General features: G+C 72.1%; 10 protein-coding genes and 1 tRNA gene. 9 read left to right on the forward strand and 2 right to left on the reverse strand.

Features of this window, described 5'->3' with window-relative positions; genetic code table 11:
* Window positions 1-71: 71 nt before the first annotated feature.
* The 8 genes from ADL01_RS09105 to ADL01_RS09130 all read left to right on the forward strand — a co-directional run bounded on the left by ADL01_RS09105 (window position 72) and on the right by ADL01_RS09130 (window position 6,750).
* Window positions 72-1,061, forward strand: a complete 990-nt coding sequence (locus tag ADL01_RS09105; RefSeq protein ID WP_053741399.1) for a phosphatase PAP2 family protein — start codon at window positions 72-74, stop codon at window positions 1,059-1,061.
* Window positions 1,012-2,211 carry a hypothetical protein gene (locus tag ADL01_RS09110; RefSeq protein WP_053741400.1) on the forward strand — a complete coding sequence of 400 codons (1,200 nt, stop codon included), beginning with the start codon at window positions 1,012-1,014 and terminating at the stop codon, window positions 2,209-2,211. Before ADL01_RS09105 ends, ADL01_RS09110 begins: the two co-directional genes overlap by 50 nt.
* Complete coding sequence (locus ADL01_RS09115) at window positions 2,202-3,845, forward strand: hypothetical protein (protein ID WP_053741401.1); 1,644 nt, start codon at window positions 2,202-2,204, stop codon at window positions 3,843-3,845. Before ADL01_RS09110 ends, ADL01_RS09115 begins: the two co-directional genes overlap by 10 nt.
* A complete protein-coding gene (locus ADL01_RS47210) occupies window positions 3,842-3,967 on the forward strand; it encodes a hypothetical protein (protein ID WP_267889908.1) in 126 nt (41 codons plus the stop codon). The genes ADL01_RS09115 and ADL01_RS47210 overlap by 4 nt, the downstream gene beginning before the upstream one ends.
* The gene (locus tag ADL01_RS09120; protein ID WP_053741402.1) at window positions 3,964-5,316 is read left to right on the forward strand and encodes an AAA domain-containing protein; all 1,353 of its coding nucleotides are present in this window, start codon (window positions 3,964-3,966) and stop codon (window positions 5,314-5,316) included. Before ADL01_RS47210 ends, ADL01_RS09120 begins: the two co-directional genes overlap by 4 nt.
* 167 nt (window positions 5,317-5,483) lie before the next feature.
* Window positions 5,484-5,882, forward strand: a complete 399-nt coding sequence (locus ADL01_RS09125; RefSeq protein ID WP_053741403.1) for a hypothetical protein — start codon at window positions 5,484-5,486, stop codon at window positions 5,880-5,882.
* Between the two features lie 153 nt (window positions 5,883-6,035).
* Window positions 6,036-6,686 (forward strand): hypothetical protein, encoded by a 651-nt coding sequence (locus tag ADL01_RS40980; protein WP_063783486.1) that lies wholly within the window; start codon window positions 6,036-6,038, stop codon window positions 6,684-6,686.
* Window positions 6,677-6,750: transfer RNA gene (locus ADL01_RS09130), tRNA-Lys, on the forward strand. Before ADL01_RS40980 ends, ADL01_RS09130 begins: the two co-directional genes overlap by 10 nt.
* 83 nt (window positions 6,751-6,833) lie before the next feature.
* On the opposite strand, the gene ADL01_RS09135 is transcribed toward ADL01_RS09130, so the two are convergent.
* Window positions 6,834-8,219, reverse strand: a complete 1,386-nt coding sequence (locus tag ADL01_RS09135) for a M6 family metalloprotease domain-containing protein (RefSeq protein WP_053741404.1) — start codon at window positions 8,217-8,219, stop codon at window positions 6,834-6,836.
* A 449-nt stretch (window positions 8,220-8,668) separates the two neighbouring features.
* On the opposite strand from ADL01_RS09135, the gene ADL01_RS09140 reads away from it, so the two are divergent.
* A complete protein-coding gene (locus ADL01_RS09140) occupies window positions 8,669-10,669 on the forward strand; it encodes an EAL domain-containing protein (protein ID WP_063783487.1) in 2,001 nt (666 codons plus the stop codon).
* 24 nt (window positions 10,670-10,693) lie between these two features.
* On the opposite strand, the gene ADL01_RS09145 is transcribed toward ADL01_RS09140, so the two are convergent.
* Window positions 10,694-11,818 carry an LLM class flavin-dependent oxidoreductase gene (locus tag ADL01_RS09145; protein ID WP_053741406.1) on the reverse strand — a complete coding sequence of 375 codons (1,125 nt, stop codon included), beginning with the start codon at window positions 11,816-11,818 and terminating at the stop codon, window positions 10,694-10,696.
* Window positions 11,819-11,995 lie beyond the last annotated feature (177 nt).

Consider the following 11,995-nt stretch of genomic DNA (forward strand, 5'->3'; position numbering starts at 1 on the left):
TCGGACGAACCGCAGGCCACCGACGCCGGAGGCGCAGCTGGACGGGGACAGAGAGTGGGAGAGACGATCGGATGCCGCGGCCCGATACTGCACGGCCCGAGACGACCGCACCCACCCGGCTCCGCTGGTGGACCGAACTGCCCCTGATCCTGCTGGTCTACGCGTGCTATTCCGCCGGCCGCCTGCTGGTGCGGGGCAACGAGTCGACCGCCGTCGATCACGGCCTGGCGATCCTCAGGTTCGAGAAGTCCCTGTGGCTGAACGCCGAGCACCCGCTCAACCGTCTGTTCACCCGTGAGCCCTGGATCGGCATACCCGCCGACTTCTGGTACGCGTCGCTGCACTATCTCGTCACCCCCGCCATCCTGATCTGGCTCTTCCGGTCCCATGCCGTCCGTTACCGGGCGGCCCGCACCTGGCTGATGACCTCGACCTTCATCGGCCTCATCGGCTTCACCCTGCTGCCCACCTGCCCGCCCCGCCTGCTGGCAGCGGGCCACGGCTTCGTCGACACGATGGCCCAGTACAGCTCGTACGGCTGGTGGGGCGGCCAGGCCAGCGCCCCCCGAGGGCTCGGCGGTATGACGAACCAGTACGCGGCGATGCCGAGCCTGCACGTCGGCTGGTCCCTGTGGTGCGGGGTGATGCTGTGGCGGTTCGGCGGTACGCGCACCACCAAGGTCCTGGCCGTCGCCTACCCGCTGATCACCACGATCGTGGTCATGGGCACCGCCAACCACTACTTCCTCGACGCGGCCGCGGGCGCCGCCGTGATGGGCCTCGGGCTGCTGCTGGCACCGCTCGTCATCCGGAACGCGAACCGGGCGCGGGTGTGGATCACGGCCCGCGTCGCACCCGTCGCACCCGTCGCGTCTGTCGCGTCTGTCGCGTCTGTCGAAACGCCTTCTCGCGGCGCGGAAGCCTCAATTGTCAGTGGTGAATGCCAGACTGCCCCGCGTGAGCGAATTCCAAGGCAGCGCGAGTCCGACTTCGGACCAGGGGCCGAGCCGGGTGCCGCTCCCGCGGACGCGGGGGACGGCGCTGCGGCTGCGGCTCGCTGAGCTGCGCGGCCCCTCGGTACCGCCGAAGGCACTGGACGCGCGTGCCCTCGCGGCCCTCGCCGCCAACCCCGGCTGCAGAAGGCGCGCGATCCTGGACGGCGCGGGGGTGAACAAGGCGACGCTGGCGAGCGCCCTGGGCTCACCGTCCGCCTTCGGGCAGTCCCAGTTCGCCCTGGCGCGCGGCAACACCTTCGAGGCCCGGGTCAAGGCCGACGGCGGCGCCGAGCTGCTCCGGCTGGTGCACGAGAAGCTGGACCCGGGTGCCGTGGCGCCGACGGACGCCGAGGTCCCCGACCTCACGGCGACCGGGCCGGAGGGCCGCACCGCGCGGACGGCGCTGGCCCTGCGCGACGCCACCACGGCGAGGGCCGCCTCCGGCACGGGTGGCTGGACGCTCCTCGACCACCCCATGCTCGCCCTCGACGTGGCGGGCTCCCCGGCCTTCCTGGAGCCGGACGCGGTGGTCGTGCACCCGGACGGCAGCTGGTCGGTCGTCGAGATCAAGTCCTTCCCGATGCTGGACGGCTCGGCGGACCCGGCGAAGGTGGGCGCGGCGGCCCGCCAGGCCGCGGTGTACGTGCTGGCGCTGGAGGAGGTCGCCGCCCGGCTCACCCAGGGCGGCGATCCGGCGCCGACGGTGCGCCACCGCGTACTGCTGGTCTGCCCGAAGGACTTCTCCAACCTCGCGACGGCGTCCGCGGTCGACGTCCGCAAACAGCGCGCGGTGACCGGCCGCCAGCTGTCCCGGCTGACCCGGATCGAGGACATCGCCGACGCCCTCCCCGAGGGCATCTGCTTCGCCCCGGACCTGCCGTCCGCCGAACTGACCGCCGCCGTCGAGTCGGTCCCCGCGGAGTACGCGCCGGAGTGCCTCTCCGCGTGCGAGCTCGCCTTCCACTGCCGCGACCGTGCCCGCGCGCGGGGCGCGGTGACCTCCCTGGGCCGTTCCGTACGGGCCGAACTGGGCGCCCTGACCACGGTCGACGACGTCCTGTCGGCGGCCCACGGCCGATCCGGTGACCCCGAGGACCCGACCGTCGCCGCGCTGCGCAGAGCGGCCACCCTGCGCGCGGAGGCGCTGCGCGGCGCCGGGCTCACCTCCCCCGAGCGACAGCCGCAGCCGCGACCGGAGGGCGCCGTATGTCGCTGATCGCCACCCTCGCCCGTCTCGAGGCCGTCAGCACCGGCCGCGCCCAGCCCGCCGCCACGGTCAGGCACCGCCATCTGTCCGAGCGGCCCCTCGTCCTCGTACCGCTCACCACCGCCGGTGAGGCCGGCGCCCCGCTGGGCGCCCTGGTCGGCGACGACCGGGACGCGCCGCGCCTGCTCGTCGTCCCGCAGCCGCGCGACCGCGACCTCAGGTTCGCGTTCCTCGCCGAACTGGCCGACGTCGTCCTGCCGTTCATCGACTCCCACGCCGACGCCGTGGAGGCCGCGGAGCGCACCGAGGTCGACCCGGAGACCGGCAAGCGCGTCAAGGTCGAGGTCGAACTGTGCGCGGACGCACCTCAGTTGATCGTCCCGAGCCGCTCCGGCATCGACTTCGTACGGCTGCTGGGGCGCTCGATGCGCTTTCGGCGTACGGCGGAACAGGACCCGGAGACGCCGCATCCCGCGCCGCCCCGGGTGCCCTTGCTCGGCCGCTGGTTCACGCACTACGGGGAGCGCGCCCGGGTCCCCGGCTCGGCTCTCCTCCTGGCGATGACGGACGTGCTGTCGCGGCACTGGGCCACCGGGCAGTCCACGCTGGAGGACCAGCACCTGGGTGCGCTGCTCGCCTGGATCGACCCGCCGGACGGTGTGTCGGGCGCCGAGGCCGCGCTGCGGGCCGAGTTGGCGCGGGACGCGAAGGGACAGCTGCTGTGGCCGCCGGCCGGTCCGGCGACCGACCCCGCGTTCGACAACAAGCTGCTCGCCCCCGCGATCGAGAACTACAACACCGCGCGGACCGCGCTCGCCGCCGCCGAGGACGGCGAGTCGGCCGACGACCGGCTCGCTGAACTCACCACCGCCGAGCGGGAGATCCGCGCGCTCGTCGAGAGCCGTACGCGGCCCACCTGGGACGCGGTGTGGCGCGGCCTCGACCTGCTGCGGACGCTGCCGGAGGGCGCCCACGCGACCGACCGGTGGACACGCGACCGCTGGTCGTTCACCGGCCACCGCGACCGCGTCATCGCTGGCGAGCCTCCGCAGCCGCGCCGCGACGACGCGGTGACGGCGGCGAACAAACTGGCCACGCGCGAGCGCGAACAGGCCCGTCTGGAGGCGCAGGAGGCCCTGGACGACCCGCTGGTGATGGCGGGCAGGCGGCTGTCCGGGGAGGCGTTCGCAGGTGAGGTCACGGACGTCGTCATGACGTACAGCGAGGGCAAGCGCCCGAGTCCGCGCCCGCTGGTCACCGTGCGCACGGACGACCGTCCGCAGCTCGGGGAGCGGGTGAAGGTGTACCGCTCGCTGGGCGGCAAGCCGCAGTCGGCGGAGTTCGTGCGCCATGAGGACGTGGGTCATGAGGCCGTGGGCCATGAGGACGGTCCGGGCGCCGAGGGTTCGGTGATCGTGCTGCGGGTGCTCGACAAGATGGGCCGGGGCAAGGAGCCCGAGGCCGGATCGGTGCCCGAGAAGGGGGACCTGGTCGTCTTCACGCTCTTCGAGCACGAACAGCGGGGCGGCGCGAAGCTCCCCGAGGCGGACCAGACCCCGTGGACCCACGGCGGGCCGCCGGGCGAGGAGGCGACGAAGACGGTGCCGGAGGCCGATCCGGTGACCGAGGAGGACGTGCTATGAACGCCGGTTCACGGAAGTGCATGCCGACCGCCCGCGCGCGGAGGGGCACTTCCGCCCTCGGCGGCAGCCGGCCCCGCCTCGGCCATCTCCTCCGCCCCACCCCCGAGGAAGGCACCCTGTGAACGCCGCTCACACCCCGCGGGCCGTCTTCGACCCCGGCGCCGCCGCCGGCCGGGCCACCGACGCGATCCTCCACGACACGCTGCACGGCACGCATCGCGGAGTCGTCGTCGACTCGCCGCCCGGGGCCGGGAAGTCCACTCTCGTGGTCCGGGCCGCGCTCGAACTGGCCGATGCCGGGCGCCCGTTGATGGTGATCGCGCAGACGAACGCCCAGGTCGACGACCTCGTCGTCCGGCTCGCCGAGAAGAACCCCGACCTGCCGGTGGGCCGTCTGCACAGCAGCGACAGCGACCCGTACGACAAGGCGCTGGACGACCTGCCGAACGTACGGAAGTCCGCGAAGGCCGCCGAGCTCGCGGGCCTGGACGTGGTGATCTCCACGGCCGCGAAGTGGGCCCACGTCAAGGTCGACGAGCCGTGGCGGCACGCGATCGTGGACGAGGCGTACCAGATGCGGTCGGACGCGCTGCTCGCCGTCGCCGGACTGTTCGAGCGGGCGCTGTTCGTGGGCGATCCGGGCCAGTTGGACCCCTTCTCGATCGTCGGCGCGGAGCAGTGGGCGGGCCTGTCGTACGACCCGTCGGCCTCGGCGGTCACGACCCTGCTGGCCCACAACCCCGAGCTGCCCCAGCACCGCCTTCCGGTGTCCTGGCGGCTCCCCGCCTCGGCGGCGCCCCTCGTCTCGGCCGCCTTCTACCCGTACACGCCCTTCCGCAGCGGCACCGGCCACGGCGACCGGCGGCTCGCGTTCGCGGTCCCGTCGGACGGCTCGGGCCCGGACCGGGTGCTCGACGAGGCCGCCGAATCGGGCTGGGGCCTGCTGGAACTCCCCGCCCGGCACACCCCGCGCACGGACCCCGAGGCGGTACGCGCGGTCGCCATGGTCGTACGCCGCATGCTGGACCGGGGTGGTGCGGCCACCTCGGAGCGCGGGCCGGATCCGACGCCCCTCACGGCCGACCGGATCGCGGTCGGCACCGCGCACCGGGACCAGGCGGCGGCGGTCCGGGCGGCGCTCGCCGAGCTGGGGATCACGGACGTCACCGTGGACACGGCGAACCGGCTCCAGGGGCGGGAGTTCGACGTGACGGTGGTCCTGCACCCCCTGTCGGGCCGACCCGACGCCACCGCCTTCCATCTGGAGACGGGCCGCCTGTGCGTACTGGCCTCCAGACACCGGCACGCGTGCGTGGTGGTGTGCCGGGCGGGCGTGACGGAGCTCCTGGACGACCATCCGTCGACGGAGCCGGTGCAGTTGGGGGTGACGGTGAAGTTCCCGGACGGCTGGGAGGCCAATCACGCGGTGCTGTCGCATCTCGCGGAGCACCGCGTCGCCTGGCGGCCGTAGGCGCAGCTCAGGCGCCTTGTCGGGCAAACCCGGGGCGCACTTGCGCGGGCAGGGGACAATGGACGGTGGCCCGGCCGGACGGCGGGGCCGGCAGACCGTGTGCCGTACATGCCGTGGCGCATGAAGGGTACGTACGAACGGTGCGGACCGTACGAGGAGGAGAAGACATGGCGGAGCCCACGCCGCGTCGCAACGAACCGCGGCTACGCCCCGCGCCCCTGCTCTTCGAGCCCACGCAGGTGGCCGACGACCCCGAGCACTTCTTCGACCTGGAGTCGATCGAGGACCCCCGCGCGCTGCTGACCCGCGCCACGGAGCTGACCCACGCCTTCCGCGCGGCGACCGACCGCGCGGTGGAGTACCAGGCGATGGCGGCGGCCCAGCTGGCCGACCCGCGCCGCTTCGACAGGCTGACCACGGCCGCCATCGCGGAGAGCGCCGAGTGGACCGAGGACTACGCGCGGAAGATGGTCGAGTACGGCCGTGAGCTGCTGCGCGGCGGCGGGGAGAACGCCAGCGGGGGCGAAGCCGGCGGCAGCGACCACGGCCACGTCGATCCTGTCTGACCGATCCGGCTGACCCAGATCGGTGCCGTGCCGCGGTCCCGAAAGTCCGTGCGGCATATTCAGGGGGGCAAGGTACTCCAGCTCGCCCCCTCCTGTCCCCATTTCCGGCAACCCTCGGAGACCGGGCGCTCACTACGGGTAGATCTAGATGCCATGAGCAGCCCACACTCGGACATCTCGGGAGTCACCTCGGAGGGCGCCGCCTGGCTCGCCTCCGCGGGAACGTATCCGCGCAGCATGCTCTCACTCTGGGCCGAGCGGCCCACCGCCCCGCTCGTCCTGCCCTGCGGCACCGCGTTCGATGTCGTGAACGTGCCCGCGGTCTTCGGCCGGAGGATGCTCGACCGCCTCTGGGACGGCGGGCCCGGATCGGGCCCGGTGGCGGCCTGCCGGGGCCGGATACTCCTGTTCGCGGCGCTGGGTACGGCCCAGCGGCTGCCGTCGCTCCTGCGGTGGGAGGAGTGGGGCTCGGCCGGCGAGAGCAGCCGGGACGACGACGGCGGCGGCGCCGGACGCCGGTACGCGATTCCACCGCTCCTGTGCCACGGCCGCGGGGACGCGGTGACGGTCCCCGCACTGGTGACCGACGACGCCGAGCACGGGGAGGCGGAGGGTGACATGCGCCGCGAATCGCGCTGGGTCGTCGCCCCCGACACCAGCCGTCCCTGGCTTCCGGGCCCGGAAATCCTGCTCTGGGCGGCCGTACGAGCGGCCCGCGCCACGGTCTCCGGCGGGGTGCGGATATCGATTTTTCCTCCCGCCGACCAGGGTGCTAAGGTCTACGACGTCAGCAAGCGCCGCTAGCTCAGTTGGTTAGAGCAGCTGACTCTTAATCAGCGGGTCCGGGGTTCGAGTCCCTGGCGGCGCACGTTGTCGATTGGCGAGGCTGTTCACCAACAGCCTCGCCAACGTCGTTCCCGGCCCCCGTGAGCAGACCCCCTCCCCAGGCCCCTAATGGGCGCCCGTGATCTGCACCGTCCAGGCCCCCGAAGGGGTACGGCCCTCCACCTCGACGCGGACGTTGTCGCCGGGCACCGTGAAGCTCTCGCCGAGGGAGACGGGCGCGTCCGCGAGGGGCGGGTAGACGGAGTCCTCCCAGCAGGCCTCGGTACGCGGATGGGCGTCGACCACCTCGACCGGCCCACCGCCCGACTCGGCCCCGCCCCGCACCCGGTAGACGAGGATGCCCTGCTTGCAGGTCGCGATGTCGTTGCCCGTCGAGCCCCTCGCCTCGAAAGCGAGCACCCGGTCGACCCCGGTGCGCACCACGGCCAGCTTCACCCCGTCCCCCTGCCCGAAGACCGGCGGCCCGGCTGCCGTACTCCCGCCCCCGTCGCCACGCGCATCCGCACCCGCGTCAGCACCTACGTCAGCACGCGCGAATGCGGTCGCAGCCGGCTGCGCGCCCAGCGATTCCAGGGTCAGCCGGGTCGAACCTCCCCCGTGGACGCACACCACCTGGCGCGGATCCAGCCACCCGAGTTTCCATTTGTGCCAGGCGAACAGGTCCGGTGCCAGACCGAACTGGCTGCCCATCAGGTCCCAGTCGCCGACGTACGTGTCCCAGTCGCCCTTTCCGTCCACGGGCCGGTGGTAGAGGTCGGGCAGATCGAAGACGTGGCCCGTCTCATGGGCGAGGACGAGCCGGTCCGGAGGGTGTTTCTCGAAGACGGTGACGACCCGGCGGATGTCCGTGCCGTCGGCGCGCAGCGGGACGTCCAGGTTGACGACCTTCGTCGCGTCGGAGTCGACACCGGGAGCGTCCGGGTCGGCCACGAAGTAGACGATGTCGTAGCGCGAGAAGTCGACGTCGTGGTCGGCGGCGGCAAGCGCGTCGCGCAGGTAGGCGGCGCGCTGGGCGGCACTCCAGTCCCGCTGTATGGCGTAGGAGGTGGACGGCCTCGGCATTCGGATCCACTTCCGGAGCGGGTGCGGGCGCAGCGTGAACCTGCCGTACGAGGCGCGGGCGAAGAAGTCGCTGGTCGCGGGGAAGTGGTCGGCGGCGAGTGCGGCGGGGGTGCTCCGGGGGCGCGCGTCCGGGAAGGAGAGGAACACCATCACGGCGTCGAGGGCTCGGGACGGTCGCGGGTAGGCGGCGTTCCAGGTGTCCAGGCCCTCCGAGTGGTGGGCGTCGGTGCGTTGAAGGGCGCAGGGTCGCACCGAGAAGGGTTCGGCGACCGAGGGGCCGGCGATGAGAGAGGTGGCGGCGAGGGCGGTCATCGTGGTGAGAACGGCAGCCGCGCTGCGCAAGCGGGGGTGCGCTCCGGCGCACGCGAGCCCCTTGAATCCCGCCAGGGCATCACGGGTGAGCCCCTTGAGGGGGAGCTGACGCGGCACGCAGACCTCCGGGTGCGGTTTCTTGGATACCGCAGCCCAGCCTGTGTGATCTTGCGTTCGTATGCCCTGTTTGTCTGCACCAGAAGGGTGATGGGACGGCGATCGATCCCGTGACCAGCGACGATCCGGGGCGGAGGGGTGAGCGACCCAGCACGCGGGAACTCACCCTTCGTGGAACGACACCCCGAAACACTCACGGAACGTCACAACCGATCGTGGGCGAAGGAACCCGTCCAGGCGCGGGCAGAAACGATCTGTCAGAAGTGCCGGTCGTTCATGGACACTGGACAGTGGCTGGAAGGGCTTCGGGCCAGCCTCTATGATCGGCACACTTTCCTGGCACTTCCCTGACACTTTCCTGCACGGACTAAGCCAGGGCGGCAGTTTGCCGCCCGGCCGGCCGCCCGACGGGATCCATATGAAGACCGAGTGCACTGCGGGAGCGAGCGGTGAGCGGAATGTCCCAAGGGCCGGCGCCTGCGGTTGATCTCGTCCGGCCGGCCGTCACAGAGAGTAATTCCGGTGCGTCTTCTTCTTCGTCGTCGCCTTCTTCTCCTACGTCGTCAGCTTCGTCTTCGCCGTCTTCGCCGTCTTCCGCTGTGGCTGCCGGTACGGCTCTGATGCGGGCCGCGTTCGCCGCGGCGCCGCTGGCCATGGCCGTGGTGGACCGCGAGGGCCTGGTCGTCGCCGCGAACGAGTCCCTGGGCTCGCTGCTGGGCGTCGACCCGGCGGTGGCGGTCGGCAAGGTGGCCGCCGATCTGGTGGACCTGACGTCCGACACGCGCGCGTGGCACGCGTATCGCGAGGTGCTGCGCGGCCGACAGGCACGGCTGCGCTGCACACGCCGTCTCAAACACCCGGACGGGCACTCCCTCTGGGCCCAGGTGACGGTCACCCCGCTGCCGACGGAATCGGCGACGGCAGTGGATTCGGAGGCTGCGGGGGTCTCGGGGGCTGCGGGAGAGGTGGTGGAGGGGGCGCATGGCGTGCGCGGCTACGGAGGCCAGGGCGCCGGCCAGGGCATCCTGCTCTCCGTGGCCGACATCAGTGCGCGCCGTGAACTCCAGGCGCGGCTGCGGCACTTGCAGATGCACGATCCGGTGACCCGGCTGCCCAACCGGGCGCTGTTCTTCGAGCGGCTGTCGGCGGCGCTGGAGGCGGATTCGTACGAGCAGAGCGGGACGGGCCGGATCGGCCTGTGCTACCTGGACCTCGACGGCTTCAAGGCCGTCAACGACACCCTCGGCCACCGCGTCGGCGACCGGCTGCTCGCCGCCGTGGCGGAACGTCTGACGCGGTGCGCGGAGGAGACGGGCCTGGCGCGGCGGAACCCGGACGCTGTCGCCCCGCTGGTGGCGAGACTGGGCGGCGACGAGTTCGCGCTGCTCATCGAGGACTCGACGGGCACCGACCAACTCGCCGACCTGGCCGAGTCGGTGCTGAAAGCCCTCCAGCTGCCCTTCGACCTCGCCGGCCAGCGGGTGTCGGTCTCCGCGTCCATCGGCGTCGTGGAACGGCATGCGGCGGGCACGACCCCCACGGGCCTGATGCAGGCCGCGGACACGACGCTGTACTGGGCGAAGGCCGACGGCAAGTCCCGCTGGACGCTCTTCGACCCCGAGCGCAACGCCCACCGGATGACCCGCCAGGCCCTTTCCTCCACCCTTCGGCCGGCCATCGAACGGGGCGAATTCGCCCTGGACTACCAGCCGTTGGTGGGCATGGAGGACGGCCGGGTGCACGGCGTCGAGGCGCTGGTGCGCTGGCATCACCCCCAGTTCGGCATTCTGACGCCGAACCGGTTCATCGGACTGGCCGAGGAGGACGGTTCGATCGTGCAACTGGGGCGCTGGGTCCTCGCCACGGCCTGCCGTCAGGCGCGCCGCTGGCAGCTCGAACGCCCCGACGAGCCGCCGATCTTCGTGAGCGTGAACGTGGCCGTACGTCAGGTCTGGGACTCGGATCTGGTGGCGGACGTCGCGGAGATCCTCGCGGAGACCGGCCTGCCGGCCCGTCTGCTGCAACTGGAGCTGACGGAGTCGGCAGTCATGGGGTCCGCCGGCCGGCCCCTCCAGGCACTCCAGGCACTGAGCGACATGGGTGTGGGCATCGCGATCGACGACTTCGGCACGGGGTACTCGAACCTCGCCTACCTCAGCCGGCTGCCGGTGTCAGTACTGAAACTGGACGGTTCCTTCGTCCGGGGGTTCCAGTACGAGGGCGAGGGCGTCGCGCCCAACCCGGCCGACGAGATCGTTGTCGAGGCGATGATCCAACTCGCGCACCGGCTGGGGCTGACGGTGACCGCCGAGTGCGTGGAAACGGCCGCCCAGGCCGGCCGGCTGCGCCGTATCGGGTGCGACACGGGGCAGGGGTGGCTTTATTCGCGGCCAGTGGGGGCGGATCGGATCTCGGTGCTGATGGGGAAGCGGGCTTGTCGGCAGGGGTGAGGGGCGTTTGCCTTGGCGGGTGCGTTAGTTCGGGTTCGGGGTCGTGGGCAATTCGTAGGCGTCCGCTATGAGTTCGTACGAGCGCAGGCGCAGGTCTCCCCGGTGGGCGTGGGAGACGAGCATCAACTCGTCGGCTCCCGTGCGCTTTTGGAGGTCGTCCAGGCCGGCGCGGACCTCGTCCGCCGTGCCGTGGACGATGTTCGTCATCCAGGAACTGACGAACTCCCGTTCCATCGGACTGAATTCGTACGCCTCCACCTCCTCCGGCGCCGGGAACAGCCCCGGGCGGCCCGAGCGCAGGCGGGCCATGCTGAGGCCCAGGGCCATTACCTGGCGGCGGGCCTCTTTCTCGTCGTCGGTGGCGAGAGCTGAGACGCCGATCAGGGCGTAGGGGGCGTCGAGGACTGCCGAGGGCTGGAAGGACTCACGGTAGAGGTCCAGGGCCGGGACGGTGTTCTGCGCCGAGAAGTGGTGCGCGAAGGCGAAGGGCAGGCCGAGGACACCTGCCAGGCGCGCGCTGAAGCCGGAGGAGCCGAGCAGCCAGATGGGCGGGCGGTGGGTGGACTGGACTCCACCCGGCGACGTCGACTGGATCGGGCCGGGGATGGCGTGGATGCGGTGGTACGGGTGGCCGGCCGGGAAGTCGTCGTCCAGGAAGCGGGTCAGCTCGGCGAGTTGCTGGGGGAAGTCGTCGGCGCCCTCGTTGAGGCGATCCGTTCGGCGGAGGGCCGCGGCGGTGGCGCCGTCCGTGCCCGGGGCTCGGCCGAGGCCCAGGTCGATGCGGCCCGGTGCCATGGCTTCGAGGGTGCCGAACTGCTCCGCGATGACCAAGGGGGCGTGGTTGGGGAGCATGACTCCGCCGGAGCCCAGGCGGATGCGGTGGGTGTGGGCGGCGAGGTGGGCGAGGATCACGGCGGGCGAGGAGGAGGCTACGCCGGGCATGGAGTGGTGTTCGGCGACCCAGTAGCGGTGGAAGCCGCGGGATTCGGTGAGGCGGGAGAGGGCGACGCTGGTTTGCAGGGCGTCGGTGGCGGTGTGGCCGGAGCCTACGGTGACCAGGTCGAGGACGGAGAGGGGGACGGGGGCGGTGCCCTGTGTCCTGCCCCGGATCTCGTCTGGCGTCGCGTCTGCCGTCTCGTCTGCGGTCACGGTGGGTGCCTCCTGGTGCGTTTCCGTTACGGTGCGCTTCCTCGCCGGGGGGAACAGGAGGGGGGCTCCGTTTTATTCCGGGGGTGTTTTCGCCCCCGCCGCCCCTACCCGTCCCATCCCGGGGCTGCCGCCCCCAGACCCCCGCTTCGGCCCTGAACGGGCCTCGTCCTCAAACGC

Origin of the sequence: Streptomyces sp. NRRL WC-3618, from assembly GCF_001280005.1 — a bacterium.
Classification (GTDB): Bacteria; Actinomycetota; Actinomycetes; order Streptomycetales; family Streptomycetaceae; genus Streptomyces.